This is a genomic window from Myxococcota bacterium (assembly GCA_041389495.1).
Lineage (GTDB): Bacteria > Myxococcota_A > UBA9160 > UBA9160 > UBA4427 > JAWKRT01.
Genome location: JAWKRT010000001.1, coordinates 1,666,063 through 1,690,478, shown reverse-complemented (window position 1 = coordinate 1,690,478; position 24,416 = coordinate 1,666,063). Strand labels below are relative to the sequence as shown.

21 protein-coding genes are annotated in these 24,416 nt (G+C 76.0%); 19 read left to right on the top strand and 2 right to left on the bottom strand.

Annotated elements, in window-relative coordinates; translation table 11 throughout:
• Positions 1-38: 38 nt before the first annotated feature.
• Genes R3E88_07480 through R3E88_07465 form a run of 4 tightly spaced genes read left to right on the top strand, consistent with a single transcriptional unit; the run spans position 39 to position 3,599 of the window.
• Positions 39-1,076 carry an ArsA-related P-loop ATPase gene (locus tag R3E88_07480; protein MEZ4216302.1) on the top strand — a complete coding sequence of 346 codons (1,038 nt, stop codon included), beginning with the start codon at positions 39-41 and terminating at the stop codon, positions 1,074-1,076.
• A complete protein-coding gene (locus R3E88_07475) occupies positions 1,073-2,383 on the top strand; it encodes an ArsA-related P-loop ATPase (GenBank protein MEZ4216301.1) in 1,311 nt (436 codons plus the stop codon). Before R3E88_07480 ends, R3E88_07475 begins: the two co-directional genes overlap by 4 nt.
• A 23-nt stretch (positions 2,384-2,406) precedes the next feature.
• Positions 2,407-2,976 (top strand): hypothetical protein, encoded by a 570-nt coding sequence (locus R3E88_07470; GenBank protein ID MEZ4216300.1) that lies wholly within the window; start codon positions 2,407-2,409, stop codon positions 2,974-2,976.
• Positions 2,964-3,599 carry a polyhydroxyalkanoate synthesis regulator DNA-binding domain-containing protein gene (locus R3E88_07465; protein ID MEZ4216299.1) on the top strand — a complete coding sequence of 212 codons (636 nt, stop codon included), beginning with the start codon at positions 2,964-2,966 and terminating at the stop codon, positions 3,597-3,599. The genes R3E88_07470 and R3E88_07465 overlap by 13 nt, the downstream gene beginning before the upstream one ends.
• A 45-nt stretch (positions 3,600-3,644) precedes the next feature.
• Here the strand turns inward: R3E88_07465 and R3E88_07460 are convergent, their stop codons facing one another.
• Entirely contained in the window at positions 3,645-4,655 is a 1,011-nt protein-coding gene (locus R3E88_07460) for a lysophospholipid acyltransferase family protein (GenBank protein ID MEZ4216298.1), read from the bottom strand.
• Positions 4,656-4,676: 21 nt separating this feature from the next.
• Complete coding sequence (locus tag R3E88_07455; protein MEZ4216297.1) at positions 4,677-5,642, bottom strand: NAD-dependent epimerase/dehydratase family protein; 966 nt, start codon at positions 5,640-5,642, stop codon at positions 4,677-4,679.
• Between the two features lie 134 nt (positions 5,643-5,776).
• Here R3E88_07455 and R3E88_07450 point away from each other — a divergent pair, with 134 nt between their 5' ends.
• The 15 genes from R3E88_07450 to ftsA all read left to right on the top strand — a co-directional run bounded on the left by R3E88_07450 (position 5,777) and on the right by ftsA (position 24,088).
• The gene (locus R3E88_07450; protein ID MEZ4216296.1) at positions 5,777-6,841 is read left to right on the top strand and encodes a histone deacetylase; all 1,065 of its coding nucleotides are present in this window, start codon (positions 5,777-5,779) and stop codon (positions 6,839-6,841) included.
• Positions 6,842-7,069: 228 nt separating this feature from the next.
• Positions 7,070-7,510, top strand: coding sequence for a division/cell wall cluster transcriptional repressor MraZ (gene mraZ / locus R3E88_07445; protein ID MEZ4216295.1), 441 nt, complete (start codon positions 7,070-7,072; stop codon positions 7,508-7,510).
• A gap of 195 nt (positions 7,511-7,705) precedes the next feature.
• Positions 7,706-8,689: a 16S rRNA (cytosine(1402)-N(4))-methyltransferase RsmH gene (gene rsmH, locus R3E88_07440; protein ID MEZ4216294.1), complete on the top strand. Its 984-nt coding sequence runs from the start codon at positions 7,706-7,708 to the stop codon at positions 8,687-8,689.
• Entirely contained in the window at positions 8,686-9,270 is a 585-nt protein-coding gene (locus R3E88_07435; GenBank protein MEZ4216293.1) for a hypothetical protein, read from the top strand. Before rsmH ends, R3E88_07435 begins: the two co-directional genes overlap by 4 nt.
• The gene (locus tag R3E88_07430) at positions 9,267-11,423 is read left to right on the top strand and encodes a penicillin-binding protein (GenBank protein MEZ4216292.1); all 2,157 of its coding nucleotides are present in this window, start codon (positions 9,267-9,269) and stop codon (positions 11,421-11,423) included. The genes R3E88_07435 and R3E88_07430 overlap by 4 nt, the downstream gene beginning before the upstream one ends.
• Entirely contained in the window at positions 11,423-13,030 is a 1,608-nt protein-coding gene (locus tag R3E88_07425) for a UDP-N-acetylmuramoyl-L-alanyl-D-glutamate--2,6-diaminopimelate ligase (protein ID MEZ4216291.1), read from the top strand. Before R3E88_07430 ends, R3E88_07425 begins: the two co-directional genes overlap by 1 nt.
• A complete protein-coding gene (murF, locus tag R3E88_07420) occupies positions 13,027-14,436 on the top strand; it encodes a UDP-N-acetylmuramoyl-tripeptide--D-alanyl-D-alanine ligase (protein MEZ4216290.1) in 1,410 nt (469 codons plus the stop codon). The genes R3E88_07425 and murF overlap by 4 nt, the downstream gene beginning before the upstream one ends.
• Positions 14,436-15,509, top strand: coding sequence for a phospho-N-acetylmuramoyl-pentapeptide-transferase (gene mraY / locus R3E88_07415; GenBank protein MEZ4216289.1), 1,074 nt, complete (start codon positions 14,436-14,438; stop codon positions 15,507-15,509). Before murF ends, mraY begins: the two co-directional genes overlap by 1 nt.
• A 28-nt stretch (positions 15,510-15,537) precedes the next feature.
• Entirely contained in the window at positions 15,538-16,932 is a 1,395-nt protein-coding gene (murD, locus tag R3E88_07410) for a UDP-N-acetylmuramoyl-L-alanine--D-glutamate ligase (protein MEZ4216288.1), read from the top strand.
• A gap of 205 nt (positions 16,933-17,137) precedes the next feature.
• Positions 17,138-18,220: an FtsW/RodA/SpoVE family cell cycle protein gene (locus R3E88_07405; GenBank protein MEZ4216287.1), complete on the top strand. Its 1,083-nt coding sequence runs from the start codon at positions 17,138-17,140 to the stop codon at positions 18,218-18,220.
• Entirely contained in the window at positions 18,217-19,311 is a 1,095-nt protein-coding gene (gene murG / locus R3E88_07400; GenBank protein ID MEZ4216286.1) for an undecaprenyldiphospho-muramoylpentapeptide beta-N-acetylglucosaminyltransferase, read from the top strand. The genes R3E88_07405 and murG overlap by 4 nt, the downstream gene beginning before the upstream one ends.
• Entirely contained in the window at positions 19,308-20,759 is a 1,452-nt protein-coding gene (gene murC / locus R3E88_07395; GenBank protein MEZ4216285.1) for a UDP-N-acetylmuramate--L-alanine ligase, read from the top strand. Before murG ends, murC begins: the two co-directional genes overlap by 4 nt.
• A complete protein-coding gene (gene murB / locus R3E88_07390; protein ID MEZ4216284.1) occupies positions 20,756-21,742 on the top strand; it encodes a UDP-N-acetylmuramate dehydrogenase in 987 nt (328 codons plus the stop codon). The genes murC and murB overlap by 4 nt, the downstream gene beginning before the upstream one ends.
• A 13-nt stretch (positions 21,743-21,755) precedes the next feature.
• The gene (locus tag R3E88_07385; GenBank protein MEZ4216283.1) at positions 21,756-22,871 is read left to right on the top strand and encodes an FtsQ-type POTRA domain-containing protein; all 1,116 of its coding nucleotides are present in this window, start codon (positions 21,756-21,758) and stop codon (positions 22,869-22,871) included.
• On the top strand, positions 22,850-24,088 hold the full coding sequence (ftsA, locus tag R3E88_07380) for a cell division protein FtsA (GenBank protein ID MEZ4216282.1): 1,239 nt from the start codon (positions 22,850-22,852) through the stop codon (positions 24,086-24,088). The genes R3E88_07385 and ftsA overlap by 22 nt, the downstream gene beginning before the upstream one ends.
• Positions 24,089-24,416 lie beyond the last annotated feature (328 nt).

Genomic DNA, 24,416 nt, shown 5'->3' with positions numbered 1-24,416 from the left:
CCGTCGCGTCCCGACGCCAGGTGCGAGAGGTCCTCGTGATGCCCGACCCGCTGCCGCCGTTGCTCGACGCGCGGCTCGTCATCGTGACGGGCAAGGGCGGCACGGGGAAGACGACGGTCGCGGCGGCGCTCGCGCTCGCCGCCGCCCGCGCGGGCCGCCGCGTGCTCCTCGCCGAGGTCGGACGCGACGAGCAGGCCGCCGCGCTCGTCCGCCCGGGCGTCGGACCGGTCGGCTACGCGGGCCGCGAGGTCGCGCCCGGGCTGCGCGCGATGCGACTCGACCCCTTCGACGCCCTCGCCGACTACCTCGGCTTGCAGCTCGGCTCGTTCGTCGCCGAGCGCGTGGTGCGCAACCGCGCCTTCCAGCAGCTCATGGGGGCGACGCCCGGCTGGCGCGAGCTGATCGCGCTCGGCGCCATCTGGCACTTCGAGCGCGGCCGCGAGCGCGACGGACGCCCGACCGTCGACCTGATCGTCGTCGACGCCCCCGCCACCGGGCACGGCCTCACCTTCCTCGACGTCCCGCACGTCGTCGCCTCCGCCGTGCGGACGGGGCCGCTGCGGCGCAACGCGGCCGAGGTGGAGCGCCTGCTCGCGGACCCGCGGCGCACGCGCCTGCTCCCCGTCGCGCTCGCGGAGGAGCTCCCGGTGCGCGAGACGGCGGAGCTGGTCGGGCGGCTGCGGAGCGAACGGCAGATCGCGGTCGATCGGATCGTCGTGAACGCCGTCGAGGCGCGGCCGCTCCCGGCGTCGCTCGAGAGCCTGCCCGACGCGCTCGACGCGCTGGCCGCGAGCGAGGCGGGCGCGCGCGCGGGCGCGCCGAGCGCGCCGCCGCCCGGCGTGCTCGCGCGCTGCATCCGCCACCGCGTCGCGCGGCGCGCGCTGCACGAGCGCCAGCTCGCGATGCTCGGCGAGCTCGTGCAGCTGCCCGTCGTCGTGCTGCCGTTCCTCCCGGGCGCGGTGCGCGGCCCGGACGACCTCGCCGCGCTCGCGCCCCACCTGCTCGCCGCTCCCGTCGACGCGCGCGACGCCGCGCGCGACGCGCATCCCGCTCCCGGCGGCGAGGCCGTCGCGTGAACGGAGGCGAGCTCGCGCGCGCACTCGCACCGGCGCGCGTCGTCGTCTGCGCCGGGACGGGCGGCGTCGGCAAGACGACGACGTCGGCCGCGATCGCGCTCGCGGCGGCACGCGCCGGCGAGCACGTCGCCGTGCTGACGATCGACCCCGCCCGCCGGCTCGCCGACGCGCTCGGCGTCGATCTCGAGGGCGGCGACGGCGACGCGGCGCACGCGATCGCCGTCGACGGAGACGGCTCGCTCGCGGTCTTCACGCTCGACTCGCGGCGCACGTTCGACCGCCTCGTCGACCGCTTCGCGCCCGACGCCGCGACGCGCGAGCGCATCCTCGCGAACGCGCTGTACCAGCAGATCGTGACGACGGTCGCCGGCAGCGCGGAGTACGCGGCGCTCGAGCGCGTGTACGAGATCGCGGAGGACGCGCGCTTCGATCGCATCGTCGTCGACACGCCGCCCGCGCAGCACGCGCTCGAGTTCCTCGAGGCGCCGATGCGGATCGCCGAGTTCCTCGACAGCCGGCTCGTCGCGCTGCTCCTGCAGCCGACGCTCGCGGCCGGCCGCGTCGGGCTGCGGCTGTTCGAGCGCGCCGCGCACAGCGTGCTCGCGCTGATCGAGCGCGTCTCGGGGCTCGCGTTCCTCGAGGACCTGTCGGAGCTGCTCATCGCGCTCGAGAGCCTGACCGAGGGGCTGCGCGGCCGCGCGCAGGGGCTCTCGGCGCTGCTGCGCTCGGACGCGACGCGCTTCGTGGTCGTGACGGGGCCTTCGACCGAAGCGGCGCGAGCCGCCGACCGCTTCCTCGACCAGCTCGACGCGCTCGACGTGCGCGTCGCCGGCGTCGTCGCGAACCGCGTGCGCACGTGGCCCGACGACGCCGTCGCGCCCGACGCACTCGCGCGCTTCGCCGACGGCGGCGCGGACGACGACGCGCGGCGCGCGCTCGCCCTGCGCCTCGAGCCGGCGCTCGGCGAGCGGGCCGACGCCGGCGCACGCGCGGCGTTCGCGCTCGCTTCGGGATACGCTGCGCAGGTCCTCGCGGACCGGCGCGCGCTCGAGCCCCTGGCAGCGCGCGCGCGCTCCGCGGGCCGGTTCTTCCACCGCGTTCCCGAGCTCGCTGCGGACGTGCACGACGTCGACGGGCTCGACGCGATCGTCGCCGCGCTGTTCGGCGAGACGGCCGCGCGCGCCTCCGCGGCGCCCGAGGGCCCGACGAACGAAGGCCGCGCGACGAGCGGACGCGCCGCGACCGAAGGCGCCGGGACGGACGGCGCAGGGATCGACGGCGCCGGAACGGGAGGCGCGAAGACGTGAGCGGCGAGCGACGGCGGAGACCCATGCCCGCTAGCGTCGAGGAGGCGCTCGCCGACGCCGCGCGACACGCGCGCGCCGCGGGCGCCGAAGCGATCGCCGCGGCGCGCAGCCTGCTCGACGCCGTCGCGCTCGTCGCGGCACCCGAGTCGCCGGCCGCGCACGCGCCGACCGCCTCGCTCGCGCGCATGCTCGACGAGCTCGAGTCCCGGGTGCGGGGCGACGCCGCCGCTCCCGGGGCCTCCGACGCCCTCCTCTCCGCGCTGTCCGCGGCGCTCGACGTCGAGATCGAACGCTGGCAGGAGCGCGCCGCGCACGACCGCGACGCGCGCGCCGTCCTGCGCGCCTTCCTCGGGCTGCGCGAGGTGCTCTGGGAGCTCGGCGTGCGCCCGTCCGGCGCGCCTGCTCGCGGGACGGCGCAGAAAGAGCGCGACGCGCGCGGCTCCGATGCGCAAAATGGGCGCCCGCACGCGGCGCCGCCGGACGGACGCGTGCAGCGGGTGCGCGTCCGAGTGGACGACGACGACGACCGCGCGCGCGCGGTGGATCCGATCGGCGGCGACGACCGCGAGGTGCGAGCTCGATGGCGATCCTGATCAAGCGCTACGCGAACCGGAAGCTCTACAACACGGCGACGAGCCGCTACATCACGCTCAAGGGCATCGCCGAGCTCCTCGACGAGGGCGAGGAGGTGCGCGTCGTCGACAACGAGACGGGCGAGGACATCACGAAGGTCGCGCTCTCGCAGATCCTCGTCGACACGGAGCGCACGCGCAGCGACACGCCGAGCGGCCTGCTCTCGCAGATCCTCGGTCGCGGCGGCGACGCGCTCTACGAGGCGCTGCGCAAGGGCGTCGGCGAGGCCAACGAGAACCTCGAGGAGATCCAGGATCGCTTCCGGCGGTTCGTGCGCCCCGGCGAGCGCCGCGGCGCGGGCGACGAGGCGACGGGCGGAGACGACGCGCCGCGCGAGCGGCGCGGCCGCGGCCTCTCCGACTGGATCGCCTACACGTCGCCCGACGTCGACGAGATCGTGCAGAACGCGATGGAGCGGGTGTTCAAGCTGCTCGACCTGCCGCGGCGCTCCGACATCGACGCGCTGAACGAGAACCTGCGCCGCGTCGCGCACGCGCTCGAGCGCCTCGAGAAGACGTGGGAGGAGCCGGAGCCGGCCCGCGCTCCGCTTCCGGCCGACGACGCGCGCGGCGAGGACGCCTGACGGCGCGCGCGGCGCGCGCCGCGCCCTGGGATCGCGTCGCGGATGCTAGTCGCGCGCGCCGCCGCGGCGCGCGAGGCCGCGCGTGACGAGCGCGCGGATGCGCGTGCGCAGCTCCTCGTTCATGCGCGACACGAAGAGCTCGTCGGCCGCGCTCTCCGGGTCGAGCGCGTCGAACGCGAGCGGCTCGCCGATTTCGATCGTCCACTTCGACGGGAGCGGAAGCAGGCCGAGCGGCCCGAGCGCGGGGAACGTGGGCGTGACGGGCAGGAACGGCAGCCCGACGGCGCGCCCCGCCGTGCGCGACTTGTAGAGGATCGGGTGCACCTCCTCGGCGCCGACGATCCCGACGGGCACGAGCGGCACGCCGTTCTCGATCGCCGCACGCACCGCGCCGCCGCGGCCGAAGCGCTGGAGCCGGTAGCGCAGGCGGAAATCCTTCGCGGCGCCCTTCACGCCTTCCGGGAACGCGATGACCGACTTGCCGCGCCGCAGCAGTCGATCGGTGTTCTCGCGGCACGCGCGGACGCCGCCGAGCCGCGCGAGCAGCGGCTGGGCGAACGGAAGGGTGATCAGCCAGTCCGCGACGAGGAAGCGGGGCCGGTACCAATCGGGCCGCTCGCGCTGGATGCAGTGCGCGAGCACGAGCCCGTCCCACGGAAGCAGCCCCGAGCGATTGCCGACGAGCAGCACCGGCTGGGTGCCGCCGAGGTGCTCGGCGCCGGCGAGCTCGACGCGCCAGTAGCGGTCGACGAGGAAGTCGAGCAGCGGGCGCGCGCGCACGAGCGTCATCACGTCGAGACCGAACTCGTCGACCTCGCCCGAGCGCTCGCTCATGCCGAAGCTGCCCGCACGACGGCGCAGCTCGTCGAACAGCTCGATCCAGTCGAACGACTCCGCTTCGGACTCGACGCCCGGCTCGCTCCGCGGCGCGAAGCGCGCGTCGATCTCGCTGCGCAGGCCGCGCAGCGCGTCGCGCAGCGCGGCGACGTCCTCGGGCGCCGCGCCGCGCGCGCGCTCGCGCGGGAACGGCACGACGTTGTCGGAGGGCTGGTTCACGACCGTGTTCCTCCGCGCGCGTCAGCCGAGGCGGCGCAGGCGCCGCGACCCGACGAACGCGCTCCACGCCTCGGTGGTGGTGTAGATGGGCTCGCCGAACTCCCGCCAGCCGCGCGCGCCGTCGGCGACCCACAGGAAGCGAAGGTAGTCGAAGAAGCCGGCGGGCGGGTCGCCCGTGCCGCCCTGCGAGGCGAGCCAGGCGGTGCGGTAGAGCACGGGCCGCGGCACCGCGACGTTGCGCTTGCCCGCGAGCGCGAGCAGCGTCGAGAGGGGCGCGACGCCGCGACCGACGACGTTGAAGACGCCGGGGTGCGCCTCGAGCGCGGCGCGCTCGAACGCGTCGACGAGGTCGCGCTCGTGCACGAACTGCAGCAGCGGGTCGTAGCCGAGCACCGTCGGGATGCGCGAGCGCTCGAAGAACTCGACGACGCGGTCGAACCAGGTCGGCCCCATCACCCAGCAGTGGCGCAGCACGCTCACCTGCACGTCGGGATGGCGGCGCGTCCAGTCGGCCAGGATGGACTCGACCTCGACCCGGTTCTGCACGTTGTGCGCGTCCGGGTGGCCGCGCAGCGGGTGCGACTCGGTCAGGAAGTTCGGGTTCGACGCGTGCGCGCCGTAGGCCATCGTGCTCGACTGCACGACGAGCCTGCGCACCTTCGCGGCCGCGCACGCCGCGAGCAGCGCGAAGCTGCCGACGGTCTCGAGATCGTGGTCGTAGTCGACGTCGCTCGACGGGAAGCGGCGGAACGCGAGGTGCACGACGGTGTCGATGCGCTCGCGCTGCAGCACGTCGGCGAGCCGCGCGTCGACGGTGGGGTCGGTGAGGTCGACGTCGCAGAACGCGAGCCGCTCGTGCTGGCGGAGCGGGCGTCGCACGTCGAGCCCGAGGAGCGCGGGCGCCGCCTCGGCCTGGAGCAGCCGCTCGACGAGCCGTTGCGCGAGCGGCGTCGCGAGACCGGTGATGGCGATGCGCTGTGCGCCCACGGCGCTCTCCTCGCGCGGGCCGGCCCGGGCGGCTCGCGCACCGGGCGCACCGTAGCGCGCGCCGCCGAGGCACTGCCGAGGCACCGCCGAGCGCGCGCGCTCGCCGCGGCGGCGACTCGGATAGGATGGCGCGCATGGCGAGCACAGGCGAAGGCGTCCACGTCGCGATCGACGCTCGCTTCCTCGACCACCGCACGCCCGCCGGCCACCCCGAGCGTCCCGAACGCCTCGCCGCCGTGGCCGCCGCCTGCGACGAGCGGAGCGCCGAGCTCCGCGCCCGCGCGCCGCGCGAGGCCAGCGCGGGCGAGATCCTGCGCATCCACGACGAGGCCTACCTGCGCACGCTCGAGTCCGCGGCCGCGCGCGCGCCCGCGCAGCTCGACCCCGACACCCACGTCTCCGCGCGCAGCCACGAGGTCGCGCTGCTCGCGGCGGGCGCCGCCGTCGACGTCGCCCGCGCGGTCGCGCGCGGCGAGGCGCGCGCGGGGCTCGCCGCCGTGCGCCCGCCCGGCCACCACGCCGAGGCCTCGCGCGCGATGGGGTTCTGCCTGCTCAACAACGTCGCGATCGCGGCGCGCGCGCTGCAGCGCGACGAAGGGCTCGACCGCGTGCTCGTCCTCGACTGGGACGTGCACCACGGCAACGGCACGCAGCACGCGTTCGAGCGCGACCCGTCCGTGCTGTACGTGTCGACGCACCAGTTCCCGTACTACCCCGGGACGGGCGGGGCCGGCGAGATCGGCGTCGAGGAGGGGCGCGGCGCGACCGTGAACGTGCCGCTCCCGGCGGGCAGCGGCGACGAGGAGTACACGGGCGTCTTCGAGCGCGTCCTCGTGCCCGTCGCCCGATGTTATGCGCCGCAGGCGATCCTCGTCTCGTGCGGCTTCGACGCGCACCGCGACGACCCGCTCGCCTCCATGGAGGTGACGCGCGCGGGCTTCCTCGCGATGGCGCGCATCGTGCGCTCGCTCGCCGAGGAGCTCTGCGGCGGACGCATCGCGCTCGTCCTCGAAGGAGGTTATGCGGAGAGCGGGCTCCGCGAGGGAACGAGCGCCGTGCTCGAGGCGCTGCTCGAGCCCGCGCGCGCCGTGCCCGACCCGCGCGCCCGCGCCCTCCCGCCCGGAAGCGCGCTGCGCGCCGCGGTCGCGCGCGTCGCCGACGCCCACGCGGCGACCTTCCCCGAGCTGCGCCTCGACTGAACCGGCGCTCCCAGCCGAGCGAACGCGACACGTCCGCGCCGCGCGCGTGGCGTTGCCCTCCGCGTTCGCGAGAAAAACGACAATTTTCTGGCGACCCCGTTGCCGACCGCTCGGGCCCGCGGTACACAGCCGCCGGTGGGGAAAAGTGGCTTCAAGTGGCATGGTCGGCCCATCGAGTGGCAGACGCGACCCCGAGCCAGCCGACCGATTCCCACGAGAAGCTAAACGATGTTCCGCGGTCGGTACACGCACAACATCGACAGCAAGGGGCGCCTGAGCATCCCGGCAGGATTCCGATCCGAAATGCAGGACCGCAGCACCCGAGCCCCCATCCTCACGAACGAGAAGAGCTGTCTCGTGCTCTACGCGAACGAGGACTGGGCGGAGATCGAGGAGTCGCTGGCGGCCCGCGCCCGGGTGGCCCCCGAGAACAAGGCGTACCTGCGGTTCATGGTCTCGGGCGCCGTCGAGGCCCCGTTCGACTCCCAGGGACGCATCCTCGTGCCCCAGTTCCTGCGCGATCACGCGCACCTGGAGCGCGAAGTCACGATTGCCGGCGTCGGGCCCCGGATCGAGATCTGGGACAAGACGCTCTTCGATCAGGAGCTCCAGCGGACCGTGGCCGACTTCGACGCGATCGCGTCGGCGGTCGCGATGTCGGAGAGCTGATCGACACGGTGGGGGGACCGGAGCCGTGTGGCTCCGGGAGAGAGGCTGGGGTGTCCGCGGGACACCGATGGGTGCGACGGCTCGGTCTGTGGGGGGTACGAGCCGCCGCGTAGGTGCCCCGCGGCACCCCAGCATCTTCACCGCTTCGCTCCATGCGCACCTCGCGAGGGGTCTGGCGGGAGGCGCGCCGCTCTCGTGGCCAGCCAATACCGACACGAACCGGTCCTGCTCGCCGAGGCGCTCTCCTATTTGTTCGATGGCCGCGCGGCCGAGGCGCCCGGCCCGCTCGTCGTCGTGGACGGCACGCTCGGCGGCGGCGGGCACGCGCAGGCCATCCTCGAGCGCACGGCTCCCGACGGCATCCTGGTCGGTCTCGACGTCGACGACGAGGCGCTCGTCGCCGCGCAGGCGCGTCTCGCCCCCTTCGGCGAGCGCGCGCGCATCGTGCGCTCCTCGTTCCGCGTGCTCGACCGCGTGCTCGAGGCCGAGGAGATCGACGGCGTCGACGGCGTGCTGCTCGACCTCGGCGTCTCGTCGCGCCAGCTCGACGCGCCGGAGCGCGGCTTCCGGTTCGGCGCCGACGCCGCGGAGACCACGCCGCTCGACATGCGCATGGACCCGACGCGCGGCGCGTCGGCCGCCGCCCTGCTCGCGAGCGCGTCGCAGGACGAGCTCGAGCGCTGCTTCCGCGAGCTCGGCGAGCTGCGCGGGGCGCGCAAGCTCGCGCGCGCGATCGTCGCTCGCCGCGACGCGCAGCCGTTCGCCACCGCGGCCGACCTGCTGCGCGTCGTGCGCGAGACGGGCGTCGGCGGCGGCCGCGCGCACAACCCCGCGACACTCGTCTTCCAGGCGCTCCGCATCGCGGTGAACGACGAGCTCGGCGCGCTGCGCGACGGGCTCGACGCCGCCGTCTCCGCGCTGCGGCCCGGCGGACGCCTCGTCGTGATCGCCTACCACTCGCTCGAGGACCGCATCGTGAAGCAGCACCTGCGCCTCGAGGAGAAGGGCTGCGAGTGCCCGCGCGAGGTGCCGGTGTGCGTGTGCGGTCGCGCGCGACGGCTGCGCGTGCTGACGCGCAAGCCCGTCGTCCCGTCCGCCGCCGAGACGCGCGCCAACCCGCGCGCCCGCTCGGCGCGCCTGCGCGCCGCCGAGCGCGTCGACGTCGCGGAGGCCGCGTGAGGGCGCCCCGCGGCACGCGCAACGTCGCGCGCGGCGGCGCACGCCGCCGCACGAGCGCGCTCGCGAGCCCGATCGGGCGCGACTTCAAGCGCGTGCGGGCGCCTCGCTCGCCGCTCGCGCTCCTCCCCGCCGTGCTGACCGCCGTCGCCTGCGCGTTCGCGCTGACGTCGCTGCGCACGCAGGTGCTGAAGCTCCGGTACGAGCTCGCCGAGCACGTCGAGCGCGAGCGCGAGCTGCGCGCCGAGCAGAGCGACCTGACGGTCGAGATGCGCAAGCAGCGCTCGCCGCGCGAGCTCGTCGAGCGCGCGGCCGCGCTCGGCTTCGCGCGTCCGGAGCGCGTGATCGACCTGCCGTCGGCGAGCGGCGACGACGCGCCGCCCGCCGTGGCTGCCGCCGGCCCGCCCGAGCGAGGCGACGCGGACGGCGATGCCGACGGCGCGCGCGTTCCCGCCGTCGTCGCCGCGGACGCTGGCGACGCGCTGCTCGCCGCGGCGCCCGTGCAGTCCACCGCCGGAGGCGCGGCGGCGGCGATCTCCGCGATCGGCGTCGCCGCCGCGACCGCCGCGGACGCGCCGCGATGAGGGCGATCGAGCTTCGCGGGGCCGTCGCACGCGTCGGGGCGATCCGCGCGGTCGGCCTGCTCGCGTTCTTCGCGCTCGCCGCACGCGCCGCCCAGCTCACCGTGATCGAGGACGCCGGCGACGCGCTCTGGGGCCAGCAGGTCTACACGCTGCTCGAGCTCCCGCCCGCGCGCGGCGTCCTCTACGACCGCCGCGGCGTCGAGCTCGGCGTGACCGTGAACGCGGCCTCGGTCTACGCGATGCCGGCCGAGGTCGACGACGCGGGCCGCGACGCGCTCGCACGCGCCCTCTCCGTATCGCGCGCGCGCGTCGACGAGCGGCTCGGCCGGCGCCGCGGCTTCACGTTCGTCGCGCGCTGGGTGTCGAGCGCGCAGGCCGAAGCGGTCGCGAAGCTCGGGCTTCCGGGCGTCGGCCTCGTCGCCGAGCCGAAGCGCGAGTACCCGGCCGGCGCGCTCGCGGGGCGCCTGCTCGGCTTCACCAACATCGACGGCCAGGGCGCGCGCGGCATCGAGCAGCGCGAGAACGCCTGGCTGCAGGGCTCGCCGATCTCGGTGCCGGTCGAGCGCGACGGCGGCGGCCAGCTGATCGTGATCACGCCGGTGCGCCCGACCGACGCCGCGGGCGGCGACGTCGCACTCACGATCGACGCGAGCCTGCAGGCCGAAGCCGAGCTCGCGCTCGCGCGCGCCGTCGCGGAGACCGGCGCGCGCGGGGGCGTCGCGATCACGCTCGACCCCGCGACGGGCGACGTGCTCGCGCTGGCCGAGGCCCCGTCGTTCGACCCGAACGCGTTCCGCACGACGCCCTTCCGCACGACGGGCTCGCCGGCGTTCGACCGCCTGATCGAGCCCGGCTCGACGATGAAGGTCTTCGTCGTCGCCGCCGCGCTCGACGCCGGCGTCGTGACGCCGGACGAACGGCTCGACACGAGCGGCGGCGAGCTCGACGTTCCCGGCAAGACGATCCGCGACCGCCGCGACTTCGGCGTGCTCACGCTCGCGGACGTGCTGCGCGTGTCGAGCAACGTCGGCGCCGTGCAGATCGCCTATCGACTCGGAGCGGAGCGCCACCACGCGGCGCTCGAGCGCTTCGGCTTCGGCCGCCCGACGGGCAGTCGGTTCCCGAACGAGGCCGCCGGCCTGCTGCGCACGTGGCGCGACTGGCAGCCCGTCGACCACGCGACGATCTCCTACGGCCAGGGCATCAGCGTGACGCCCGTCCAGCTCGCGGCCGCGATCGGCGCTCTCGCGAACGGCGGCGTGTGGCGCACGCCGCGGCTCGTGCTGGCGCGGCGCGCGCCCGAGGGCGACTGGGAGTACGCGCCGCTCGGCCCCTCGCACCGCGCCGTGCGCGGCGAGACCGCCGCCGCGGTGCTCGCGATGATGCGCGAGGTCGTGAGCGCGGAGGGGACGGGACGGCTCGCCGCGCTCGCGGGCATCGACGTCGCGGGCAAGACGGGAACGGCCCAGAAGCTCGATCCGCGCACGCACGCGTACTCGAAGCGCGACTACGTCGCGTGGTTCGCGGGGGCGGTGCCCGCGGACGATCCGCGGCTCGTCGTGGTCGTCGCCCTCGACGAGCCGCGCACCGTGCACAGCGGCGGCGTCGTCGCCGCGCCGCTCTTCGCGAGCGTCGCCGCCGCGCAGCTCGCGCACCTCGGCATCATCACGCACCCCGCGCCGATCGCCGCGCCCCCGCCCGAGCCGGTCGCGCTCGCGCACGCGGAGGCCGTCGCGCCCGCGCGCACGGCGAAGGCCGCGCCGGTGTCGGAGCGGCCGCGCGACGCGGCCGCGCGCGACGCGATCGCCGCGACGGAGCCGCCGGAGGTCTCGGCGGCACCGCCCGAGCGCCGCGCTCCGCTCCCGCTCCCGCGCCGCGCCCCGCGCGCCGCGGGCGAGCTCGAGATCGCGCGCGCGGGGAGCCGACTCTTCGTGCCCGACTTCCGCGGCTACTCGCTCGCCCAGGTGAGGCAGATCACGGCGTCCCAGGGCATTCCGCTGGAGACTCAGGGGTCCGGCCTCGCGATCGAGCAGCACCCGGCCCCCGGTGACATCCTCGACGCCGACGAGCGGCACGCGCGCGTCTTCGTGCGCTTCGCCGACCCGCGCGCGCAGGCCGCGTCGGCGTCGACGCGCGATGGGGGCGGACTCTGATGCGGCTCTCCGCGCTGCTCGCTGCGCTTCCCGCTCCGCTCGCGCCCACCGCGTGGCAGCGCGCCGACGCCGCCGCCGACCCGATCGTGCGCGGACTCGCGTACGACTCGCGCCGCGTCTGCCCGGGCGACCTGTTCGTCGCGCTCCGCGGAGCGGTGACCGACGGCCACGACTACCTCGCGCAGGCGCGCGCCCTCGGCGCCGTCGCGTTCGTGGTCGAGACGGCGCCGGCGAACGACGTCGCGGGCGACCTCCCCGTCGTCGTCGTCCCGGACGCGCGGCGCGCCCTCGCGCCGCTCGCCGCGCGCTTCTACGGCGACCCGGCGAGCGAGCTGCGCCTCGTCGGGGTCACCGGGACGAACGGCAAGACGAGCACGACCTATCTCGTCGAGTCGATCCTGCAGCGCGCGGGCGCGCGCACCGGCCTCATCGGCACCGTCGAGATCCGCTATGCGGGCGAGCGCCAGCCCGCGGTGAACACGACGCCCGAGAGCCTCGACCTGCAGCGCCTGCTGCGCTCGATGGTCACGCTCGGCGTCGAGGCCGCGGTGATGGAGGTGTCGTCGCACGGGCTCGAGCTCGGCCGCGTCGCCGGCTGCCACTTCGCCGTCGGCGCGTTCACGAACCTCACGCAGGACCACCTCGACTTCCACGGCAGCATGGAGGCCTACCTCGCGTCGAAGGCGCGCCTCTTCCGCGACCACCTCGCACCGGGCGGCGCCGCCGTCGTGAACGTCGACGATCCGGCGGGCGCCCGGCTCGTCGCGATCGCGCGTGAGCGCGGTGCCGAAGTGTGGCGCTGCTCGCGTCGCGCCGGCGCGACGCGCGACGAAGCCGAGCTGCGCGTGCTGTCGGCCCGCACCTCGCTCGACGGGACGCAGGCGCGCCTCGCGTGGCCGGACGGCGCGGAGCAGGACGTCGCGCTGCCGCTGATCGGCGACTTCAACGTCGAGAACCTGCTCGTCGCGTGCGGCATCGCGGGTGCGCTCGGCCTCCCGCGCGACGCGATCGCGGAGGGCGTCGCGCGCTGCCCGCAGGTGCCGGGCCGCGTCGAGCGCGTGCGGCCGAGCGCGGCCGACGCGCGCGCGCCGGGCGTGCTCGTCGACTACGCGCACACGCCCGATGCGGTCGAGAAGCTGCTCGCGTCGGTGCGTCCGCTCGCGCAGGGCACGGGCCGGCTGATCGCGGTGTTCGGCTGCGGCGGCGATCGCGACCGCCGCAAGCGGCCGCTGATGGCCGAGGCCGTCGCGCGCCGCGCCGACGTCGCGATCGCGACGAGCGACAACCCGCGCACCGAGGATCCGGACGCCATCCTGCGCGACGTCGAGGAGGGGCTGCGCTCGCTCGCGCGCGTCGAGCCCGAGGCGCTCGGCCCGGCGAGCGGATGCTATGCGATCGTGCGCGACCGCCGCGAGGCGATCGAGCGCGCGATCGCGATCGCCGGCGACGAGGACACGGTCGTGCTCGCGGGCAAGGGCCACGAGGACTACCAGATCGTCGGCCGCGAGAAGCTCCCGTTCGACGACCGCCAGGAGGCGCGCCGCGCGCTCGACCGGCGCGTCGCACCGCGCACCGGCGGCGACGCCCCGCGCGGAGGCGCGCGATGAGCGGCGTCGTGCTGCGCGCGGGCGACGCCGCGGGCTGGTGCGGCGGCGCGCTCGTGCGCGGCGACGCGGCGCGCGTCTTCACCTCCGCCTCGATCGACACGCGCACGGTCGAGCCCGGCGCCCTCTTCTTCGCGATCCGAGGCCCGCGCCACGACGCGCACGCCTTCCTCGCGGACGCCGCCGCGCGCGGCGCGACCGGCTTCGTCGTCGAGCGCGGGCGCGCCGATGTCGGAGCGCTCGCGCGCGCCGCGTGCGCGATCGAGGTCGACGACACGACGCGCGCGCTGGCCGACGTCGCGCGCGGGCACCGCGGCCGGTTCCGCGGCCCGCTCGTCGGGCTCACCGGGAGCAGCGGCAAGACGACGACGAAGGAGATGTGCGCGGCCGTGCTCGCCGCGCACGCGCCGACGCTCGCGACGCGCGGCAACCTGAACAACGAGTACGGCGTGCCGCTCACGCTGCTCCGTCGCACCGAGGAGCACGCGCTCGCCGTCGTCGAGATGGGCATGAACCACCGCGGCGAGATCGCGCGCCTCGCGGCGATCGCGCGGCCGACGATCGGCGTCCTCACCAACATCGGGACGGCGCACATCGAGCACCTCGGGTCGCGCGAGGAGATCGCGGCCGAGAAGGGCGACCTGTTCGCCGCGCTGCCCGCGACGGGAACCGCCTGCGTGAACCTCGACGACGCGCGCGTCGTCGAGCAGGCGCGCCGCGCACCCTGCCCGTCCCTCGGCTACGGACGCGCGCCCGGCGCGCCGGTGACGGCGCGCGACGTGCGCTTCGACGCAGGGCGCTTCGCGTTCCGCGTCGAGACGCCGGCCGGCGCGTGCGAGGCGCTCGTGCGCGGCCTGTCGGAGACGTCCGTGATCAACGCGCTCGCCGCCGCGGCCGTCGGCCTCGCCGCGGGGCTCGACGTCGACGCGGTCGAGCGCGGGCTCGCCGACTACCGACCGATCCGCGGGCGCATGACGCCCGTCCCGCTCGCCTCGGGCGTCGTCGTCGTCGACGACACGTACAACGCGAACCCGGACTCGATGCGCGCCTCGCTCGAGGCGCTGCGCGCGCTCGCGACCGGCGGCCGCGCGATCGCCGTGATGGGCGACATGGGCGAGCTCGGCGACGCCGCGGACGACGCGCACCGCGAGGCGGGCGCGCGCGCCGCGAAGCTCGGCATCGACGCGCTCTTCGCCTACGGCGCGCGCGCCGCGCTCGTGCGGGAGGGCGCGCTCGCCGCCGGGCTCGCGAGCGCGGATGCGGCCGTCGTCGCCTCGCACGACGAGGCGGCCGAGCGCGTGCGCGCGCGCGTGCGCTCCGGCGACTGGGTGCTCGTGAAGGGCTCGCGCTCGATGCAGATGGAGCGCGTCGTCGCCGCGCTCGAGGCCGAACGATCGGAGGAGCGCTGATGCTCTACCACCTGCTCTACTCGCTCGCCGACGTCTTCGGCGGCTTCAACGTCGTCCGCTACATCACGTTCCGCACGGCGGCCGCGACGCTGACGGCGCTCTTCGTGTCGCTGATGCTCGGGCCGTGGGTGATCCGGCGCCTGCAGGCGCTGCGCGTCGGCCAGCCGATCCGCGAGATCGGGCCGGACCACGCCGCGAAGGCGGGCACGCCGACGATGGGCGGCCTGCTCATCCTGCTGTCGACGATCGGCGCCGCGCTGCTGTGGAGCGACCTCACGAACCGATTCGTGTGGACCGTGCTCGGGCTCACCGCCGGCTACGGGCTGCTCGGCTTCGTCGACGACTACAAGAAGGTCACCGAGGGCAGCTCGGCGGGCATCCGCGCGCGCACGAAGCTCGTGTGGCAGGTGTCGCTCGCGCTCGTCGTGGGCATCGTGATCTACAACGACCCCGCGTTCGACAACCAGCTCGCCGTCCCGTTCTTCAAGGGCTTCACGCCGCACATCGGCGTGCTCTACGTGCCGCTCGCGGCGTTCATCATCGTGGCCGCGAGCAACGGCGTGAACCTCACCGACGGCCTCGACGGCCTCGCCATCGGCCCGGTGATGATCGCCTCGGGCGTCTTCCTCGTCCTCGCCTACGCCGCGGGCCACGCCGGCATCGCGGAGTACCTGCAGATCAAGTCGGTGCCGGGCAGCGGCCAGCTCGCCATCTTCTGTGGCGCGCTCGTCGGCGGCGGGCTCGGCTTCCTGTGGTTCAACACGTCGCCCGCGCAGGTGTTCATGGGCGACGTCGGCGCGCTCGCGCTCGGCGGCGCGCTCGGCACGATCGCCGTGCTGATCCGCCAGGAGATCCTGCTGGCCGTGGTCGGCGGCATCTTCGTCGTCGAGACGCTGTCCGTGATCATCCAGGTGGTGTCGTTCAAGCTCACGGGCCGGCGCGTGTTCCTCATGGCGCCGATCCACCACCACTTCGAGAAGGTCGGCTGGGCCGAGCAGAAGATCGTGGTCCGCTTCTGGATCGTGTCGATCGTGCTCGGGCTCGTCGCGCTGTCGTCACTCAAGCTTCGCTAGGCGCGGAACGCGGGGAGCGGAAGGAACGGTGCGGACGCTGGAACTCGACGGCAGGCGCGTGCTCGTGATCGGCCTCGGCGTGTCGGGCCGCTCGGCGGCGCGCTTCTGCGCCGAGCGCGGAGCGGCGGTCGTGGCCGTCGACGAGCGGCCGGCGAGCGCGCTCGGCGACCTCGACGAGCTCGGCGCCGCCGTCGAGGTGCGCTGCGCGGCGACCCTCCCGCTCCCGGACGGGGAAGCCGGCACCTTCGACCTCGTCGTGCCGAGCCCGGGCGTGCCGCACGCGCGCTACGCGAACGTGACCGCGCCGGCGTGGGGCGACGTCGAGCTGCTGTCGCGCGCGCTCCCCGACGCGGTGCGCATCGCGGCGATCACCGGCACGAACGGCAAGTCGACGACCACGTGCCTCGTCGAGGCGATGCTGCGCACGGGCGGCCTGCGCGCGCGGGCGGCGGGCAACCTCGGCGACCCGGCGCTCGGCCTCGTCGGCGCACCGATCGACGTCGCCGTGCTCGAGGTGTCGTCCTTCCAGCTCGACACGACCGAGGCCTTCCGCCCGGACGTCGCGGTCGTGCTGAACGTCACGCCCGACCACCTCGACCGGCACGCGACGCTCGAGGGCTACGCGGCCGCGAAGGCGCGCATCCTCGCCAACCAGACGCCCGACGACACCGCCGTGCTCGCCGTCGACGACCCGATCGTCGCGAAGCTCGCGGCCTCCGCGCGCGCCCGCGTGCTCGCCTACTCGCGCACGCGCCCGCAGAGCGCGGGCGCCTGGCTCGACGGCGACTCGGTCGTCCTCGTCGACCCGGCGCGCGGCGTGCGCGCGCGCGTCGACCTCTCGCCGCTCGCGCTCGAGGGGCGCCACAACCGCGACAACGCGGCGATGGCCCTCTGCGCGGCGGTCGCGCTCGGCGTCGAGCCCGCGCGCGCGAGCCGCGCGTTCGCGACGTTCCGCGGGCTCCCGCACCGCAGCGAGCTCGTCGCGGTCGTGCGCGGCGTGCGCTTCGTCGACGACTCGAAGGCCACGAACCCGGGCGCGGCGGAGCGCTCGCTCGAGGGCTGCGAAGGGCGCGTCGTGTGGATCGCCGGCGGGCGCGACAAGGGCCTCGACTTCGCGCCGCTCGCCGAGGTCGCGGCGCCCCGCGTGCGGGCGGCGCTGTGGATCGGGGAGTCCGCGGGCGCGCTCGAAGCCGCGATGGGCGGCGCGATCCCGAGCGAAGCGTGCGGCACGCTCGCGCGCGCCGTCACGCGCGCCGCCGAGCTCGCGCGCGAAGGCGACACCGTCCTGCTCGCGCCGGCGTGCGCGAGCTTCGACCAGTTCACGAGCTACGCGCATCGCGGCGAGGTCTTCCGCCGCGAGGTGCTCGCGCTCGCGGGCGCCGCGCCGGGAGCGGCCGTGGCCGACGGCGGAGACGCGCCGTGAGGAAGGGCAAGGTGCGCACGGGAGGCCGCCCGGCAGCGCGGTGCGCGCGCGGCCGCGCGCGACGCCGCGCGGCGCAGCGGCGGCGCGGCGCGCGGCGCCACCGGCGCGCCGAAGCGCCGCGCACGCACGCGCGGCGCGCACCGCGGTCGCCGCCGCATCGTCCGCCGCCCGCGACGACGCGCGCGGTCACCTCGACGCGGGCGTCGTGCTCGCCGCGACCGTGCTGCTCGGGACGGGCGTCGTGATGAGCTACAGCACGACCGCGCCGCTCGCCTTCGAGCGCGTCCTGCCGCCGCTCTTCGTCGCGCACGCGAGCGCGCTCGCCGCCGGTCTCGGCGCCGCGGCGCTCGCCGCCTGGGCGCCGCTCGGCTGGCTGCGCGCGGCGGCGCTCCCGCTCTGGGCACTCGGGCTCGCCCTGCTCGTCGCGACCGACGTCGCGGGCGTCGAGGTGAACGGCGCGCAGCGCTGGCTCGCCCTTCCGGGCGTCGGCTTCCGCTTCCAGCCCGTCGAGCTCGTGAAGATCGCGACGCTGCTCGCCGTGGTGAACGTCGTGGCGCGGCGCGAGGGGCGCGACGAGGAGCTGCCGCCGCGGCGCGCGCTCGTCGCGCTCGCGATCGCGGGCGCGCCCGTGCTGCTGCTCGTGCGCCAGCCCGACTTCGGCAACGCGGTGCTGATCGCCGCGCTCGCGGCGCTCCTGCTCGTGGCCGCGGGCACGCGCCTGCGCCGCCTCGTCGCTCCCGGGCTCGTCGCCGCGCTCGCGATCGCGGCCTACGTCGCCGCGCGCCCCTACGCGATGCGCCGTGTGGTCGGCTTCCTCGACCCGTGGAAGGACCGCTACGGCGCGGGGTTCCAGCTCGTGCAGTCGTTCGTCGCGTTCGGCAAGGGCGGCGTCTTCGGCCTCGGTCTCGGCGCGGGGCGCCAGAAGCTCGCCTACCTGCCGGAGGGGAAGACCGACTTCATCCTCGCGCTCGTCGCCGAGGAGCTCGGCCTGCTCGGCGTGCTCGTCGTGCTCGGCGCGTTCGCCGCGCTGTGGGTCGCGGGCGCGCGCATCGCGCGCCGCGCGAAGGACCGCTTCTCGCTGCTCCTCGCGCTCGCGATGACGTCCTTGCTGACGGTGCCGGCGATGATCAACGCGGCCGTCGTGATGGGGCTCGTCCCGACGAAGGGCCTCACGCTCCCGTTCCTGTCGCACGGCGGCACGTCGCTCGTCGCGTCGTGCGCGGTGCTCGGCGTGCTGCTCGGCATCGGGCGCCGCACGGCCGACGCGCCGCGGGGCCGGCGCGCATGAGCTCGTGGGTGGTCGCCGGCGGCGGAACGGGCGGGCACGTGACGCTCGCGCTCGCGCTCGGCGAGGAGATCGCGCGGCGCGGCGAGCGCGTGCTGTTCATCGGCACCGACCGCGGCTTCGAGGCGAAGCTCGTACCCGACGCGGGCTTCGAGCTCGTGACGCTGCCCGCGCGCCAGGTGATGGGGCGCAGCATCGTCGGCGCCGTGCGCGGCGTCGCGTCGATCCTGGCCGCCGCGCTGCCCGCGCGGCGCGAGCTCGCGCGCGTCGGCGCCGACTACGTGCTCTCGGTGGGCGGCTACGCCGCAATGCCGGCGCTGCTCGCCGCGCGCCTGCGCGGCACGCCGGTCGCGCTCCTCGAGCCGAACGCGATCCCCGGCCGCACCAACCGCCTCGCCGCGCGCTTCGCGCGCGACGTCTTCGTCGGGCTCGAGGCGTCGAAGCCGCACTTCGGCCGCGCGGCCGCGCGCGCGCGCTGCGTCGGCATCCCGCTGCGCCGCGCGCTGCTCGAGCGCTTCGCGCGCGCGGGCGAGCGACGTGCACCGGCGTCGCCCTTCCGCGTGCTCGTGTCGGGCGGCAGCCAGGGCGCGCGGCAGATCAACGACGCGATGGTCGCGATCCTCTCCGAGCTCGCGCAGCTCCCCGTCGAGGTCTTCCACCAGGCGGGCGAGAGCGACGTCCCGCGGCTCGAGGCCGCGTATCGCGAGGCGCAGGTCGAGGCGCGCGTCGTGGCGTTCGAGCGCGACATGCCCGCTCGCTATGCGTGGGCGGACGTCGCGATCTGCCGCGCGGGCGCGATCACGGTCGCGGAGCTCGCGCTCGCGGGACTGCCGTCGATCCTCGTCCCCTACCCGTTCGCCGCCGACGACCACCAGACCGCCAACGCGCGCGCGCTCGAGGAAGCCGGCGCGGCGTTGCGCGTCGACTCGCGCGCGCTCGACCCCGAAGTGATCTCGGACGCACTCGGCGCGTGGTTCGCGGAGCCTGCGAAGCTCGTCGCGATGGGCGAGGCCGCGCGGCGCCTCGCGCGGCCGGACGCGGCGGCCGCGGTGATCGACGCGTGCGCGGCGCGCCTCGCGGAGGGCGCGGCATGAGCGGCGCGAACGCGATGTTCCGGCGCACGCGGCGCGTGCACTTCGTCGGCATCGGCGGCATCGGGATGTGCGGCATCGCCGAGCTGCTGCACGCCGAGGGCGTCGCGGTGCGCGGCTCCGACCTGCAGGAGGGCCCGACCGTCGCGCGGCTGCGCTCGCTCGGGATCGAGGTCGCGATCGGCCACGACGCCGCGCACGTCGGCGACGCCGACGTGCTCGTCTACTCGTCCGCGGTGCGCGCGTCGAACCCCGAGCTCGTCGAGGCGAAGCGGCGCGGCATTCCCGCCATCCGCCGCGCCGAGATGCTCGCGGAGCTCATGCGCATGAAGCAGGGCATCGCGATCGCGGGCACGCACGGCAAGACGACGACGACCTCGCTCGTCGCGCACGTGCTGTCGGCGGCGGGCCTCGACCCGACCGCGATCGTCGGCGGCCGCGTGCGCGGCGCGAGCTTCGGCGCGACGACGCGCCGCGGCGCCGGCGCGTGGCTCGTCGCGGAGGCGGACGAGAGCGACGGATCGTTCCTGCGGCTCGCGCCCGTCGTCGCCGTCGTCACGAACGTCGAGCCCGAGCACCTCGACCACTGGGGCGACGAGCGCGCGCTGCGCGACGCGTTCGCCGACTTCGCGAACCGCGTGCCGTTCTGGGGCGCGGCGATCGTGTGCCTCGACGACCCGGGCGTGCGCGCGCTGCTGCCCCGCCTCGAGCGGCGCGTCACGACGTACGGCACGGACCCGCGCGCGCACTGGGTCGCGAGCGACGTGCGCGCGGACGGCTACGGCGTGCGCTTCCGCGTCGCGCGCGCGGGCGCGCCGCAGGGCGAGGCGTTCGCGCCGCTCGTCGGCGCGCACAACGCGCTGAACGCGCTCGCCGCGATCGCGGTGGCGGACGAGCTCGAGGTGCCGTTCGCGAAGGCGGCCGAGGCGCTCACGGGCTTCGGCGGCGTCGAGCGCCGCTTCGAGATCAAGGGCGCGGCGCGCGGCATCACGGTGGTCGACGACTACGGCCACCACCCGACCGAGGTGCGCGCCACGCTCGCGGCCGCGCGCGGCGTCCACGCGGGCCGCATCGTCACCGTCTTCCAGCCGCACCGCTACTCGCGCACGCGCGACCTGTTCGACGACTTCGCGCGCGCCTTCGACGACGCCGACGTGCTCGTGCTGACCGCCGTCTACGGCGCGGGCGAGGACCGCCCGGACGACCCGCGCGCCAGCGCGGCCGAGCTCGCGCGCGCCGTGCGCGCGCGCGGCCACGCCGACGTGCGCTACGTCGAGGACCGCGCGGCCGTCGCCGCGCAGCTCGCGCCCGCGCTGCGCGAGGGCGACCTCGTGATCACGCTCGGCGCGGGCAACGTGTCGGCGATCGGGCCCGAGCTGCTCGCGCTCCTCGGCCCTCCGGACGGCGCGCGGGACGGCGCGGCCGCGCCCGCGCCGGGAGGCCGGCGATGATCGCGCCGGCCGCGCGCGCGGCGCTCCGCGAGGCCCTCGGCGACGCCGTGCGCTTCGGCGTACCGCTCCGCCGCTTCACGTCGCTGCGCGTCGGCGGGCCGGCCGACGCGGTCGTCACGCCCGCCGACCGCGGCGAGCTCTCGCGCGCACTCGTCGCCTGCGCGGCGCACGCCATCCCGCACTGCGTGCTCGGCGGCGGCTTCAACACGATCGCGCGCGAGGGCGGCGTCGACGGTGTCGTGCTCGTGATGCGCAAGCTGCGCGGCCTCGCGCTGCGCGACGACGGCACGATCCGCGCCGAGGCCGGCGTCTCGCACAACACGCTGACGAAGCTCTGCATCGCGAACGGCCGCAGCGGCCTCGAGTTCGGCGCCGGCATCCCGGGCACGATCGGCGGCTGGGTGGCGATGAACGCGGGCATCGGCGAGCGCGAGGTGAAGGACGCGATCGTCGCGCTCGAGGTGATGCGGCCCGACGGAACGCTCGTCGAGACGATCGAGCGCGACCGGCTCGACTTCCGCTACCGCGGCCTGCACGGGCTCGCGAAGGGCGCGGTGGTCGTCGCCGCGATCTTCGCGACCACGGCGTCGACGCCCGAGGCCGTGCGCGCCGAGGTCGACCGCCTGCTCGCGCGCCGCCACGCGACGCAGCCGCTCGACGCGCCGTCGTGTGGCTCGGTGTTCAAGAACCCGCCCGGCGACTTCGCGGGGAGGCTCGTCGAAGAGGTCGGGCTCAAGGGCGCGACGGCCGGCGGCGCGCAGATCTCGACCGTGCACGCGAACTTCATCGTGAACCGCGGCGACGCGAGCGCGGACGACGTGCTCGCGCTCGTCGAACGCGCGCGCCGCTCGGTGCGCGAGGCGTTCGGCGTCGAGCTCGAGACCGAGGTCGAGATCCTGGGCCGCGCCGACGCGCCGCGCGGCGCGCGCGGCGCGAGCGGCGCCGGTGCGCACGACGAGCGCGGCGCGGGAGGAACGCGATGAACCGGGGCTCGCGATGATCCGGCTCTCCCCGCGCCCTCGGACGGCCGGCGCGCGCGCACCGCGCGCGCACGCCGCGCGCCCGCTGCGCCGGCGCGCCGCGGACCCGCGCCGCGCGCTCGCCTTCGCGATCGCGTGCGCCGCGGGGCTCGCCGCCGGCTTCGCCGCGGGCCCGCACGCGGCGCCCTGGCTGTGGCGCGCGATCGACGGCCCGGGACGCGCGGTCGAGGCGATCGCCGTCGTCGGCCACGAGCGCGTCGACGCGGAGGCGATCGCGCGGCGCACGGGCGTCGAACGCGGCGCACCGATCGACGCGATCGACTTCGCGGCCGCCGCCGCGGCGGTCGCCGCCGAGCCGTGGGTGCGCGAGGCGCGCGTGCGCCGCGCGCCGGACGGCACGCTGCTCGTCGCGGTCGAGGAGCGCGCCGCGGCCGCGCTGCTCGAGGACGCGGCGCGCGGGGCCTGGCTCGCGCTCGAGAGCGACGGCCGACCGATCGCGCCCGTCGAGCCGGACGCGTGGCCCGCCCTGCCCCGCCTGCGCTCGCTCGCTCCCGTGGAGCCCGGCGTGCCGAACGCCGACGCGGTGCGCGCGCTCGCGCTCGTGGGCGAGCTCGCCGCGCACGGCCTGCCCGCCGCCGAGTGGATCGCGCTCCCGCTGCGCGACGCGCCCGCGGCCGCGCCGGACGCGCGCGCGGCGAGCGCGCACGGCGATGCGGACATCGCGCCGGCGGAGGCCGGCTTCCGCGCGAAGCTCGCGGACGGCGGCGCCGAGGTCGTGCTCGGCGACGCGCCGGCAGCCGAGCAGCTCGCGCGCCTCGCGACGCTGCTCGCCGAGCGGCCCGACGTGGCGCGCGCCGCCGCGCGCATCGATCTGCGATTCCGCGACCGCGCCGTGCTGCTGCCGCGCGACGACGTCGCCGCGCCGGCCGCGCCGGCGACGGACGACGCGCGCGCGGCGAGCGCCGACGCGCGCGAACCGGTGTGGGGAGGAGCGCCGGCCTCGGACGAGGTCGGCGCGAGAGGTCGCGAGCGCGCGTGGATGCGCGCGCTCGCCTTGCGCGGGGCGCCGTGGACGCGGCGCGACCGCACTTCTGTGGGGGGAGACGAGGAATGGCTCGCAAGGACGATCTGATCATCGGGCTCGACATCGGCACGACCAAGATCTGCGTGATCGTGGCCGAGGCGACGGAGAACGGCGTCGACATCGTGGGCATCGGCACCGCGCCGTCGCGCGGGCTGCGCAAGGGCGTGGTGGTCGACATCGAGGCGACCGTCGAGTCCATCAAGGCCGCCGTCGAGGAGGCGGAGCTGATGGCCGACTGCGAGATCACGTCGGTCTACGCCGGCATCGCGGGCAGCCACATCCGCGGCATCAACTCGCACGGCGTCGTCGCGGTGAAGGACCGCGAAGTGCGCGAAGGCGACATCAAGCGCGTGATCGACGCCGCCAAGGCGGTCGCGATCCCGATGGACCGCGAGGTCATCCACGTGATCCCGCAGGAGTTCATCATCGACGACCAGGACGGCATCCGCGAGCCGCTCGGCATGAGCGGCGTGCGGCTCGAGGCGAAGATCCACATCGTGACCGCGGCCGTGACGAGCGCGCAGAACATCGTGAAGTGCGCGAACAAGGCCGGGCTCAACGTGATCGACATCGTGCTCGAGCCGCTCGCGTCGGCGCAGGCGGTGCTCGCCTCCGACGAGCGCGACCTCGGCGTGTGCATGATCGACATCGGCGGCGGCACGACGGACATCGCCGTCTTCCAGGACGGCTCGATCAAGAGCACGTCGGTGCTCGGGCTCGGCGGCTACCACCTCACGAACGACATCGCGGTCGGGCTGCGCACGCCGTTCGACGAGGCGGAGCGCATCAAGAAGAAGTTCGGCGTCGCGTCGCCGCGCTATCTCGCGAGCGACGACGTGATCAGCGTGCCGAGCGTCGGCGGGCGCAAGCCGCGCGAGGTGTCGCGCAAGATCCTGTGCGAAGTGATCGAGCCGCGCGTCGAGGAGATCCTCTCGCTCGCGCGGCAGGAGATCGTGAAGGCCGGGCTCGAGGACCGCATCCCGAGCGGCGTCGTGCTGACGGGCGGCGCGTCCGCGCTCGCCGGCCTGCCCGAGCTCGCGGAGGAGATCTTCGAGGCGCCGGTGCGGCGCGGGCGACCGACGCACATCGGCGGCCTGCAGGACGTCGTCCGCAGCCCCATGTACGCCACGGGCGTCGGGCTCGTGATCTTCGGCGACGCCCAGACCGAGCCGCGCGGCCAGAGCCGCTTCCGCATCCGCGACGAGTCGATCTTCGGCCGCGTCAAGCAGCGGATGCGCGACTGGTTCTACGGCGACGCGGAGTAGAGGGGCCGGCATGCCCACCGCTCGGGGAAAGCGACGCCAGGCCGGGGCAGTAGGCCGATTCTTGCGATTTTCTGTAGTGCACAAGAACGAGCCGTTCGTGTACCATTCTCGCCACGGCCGCCTCCACCCGACGGGAATCCCTTCCGGGCTCCCGTCGGGGATCGAGCGCGGCCGGGGCATTTCGAGGCGCGCCCCGGGGTGCGCGCGGCGCGGCGGCGCCGCGGGCGGGGGCGCGTGGCCGCGATCGCGACGAGCGCGGCCGGCACATGAGAAATGGGATGGTCGATCGGCCCGGGGGGGTGAGAGCGATGTCCAAGCAGCGACGTGA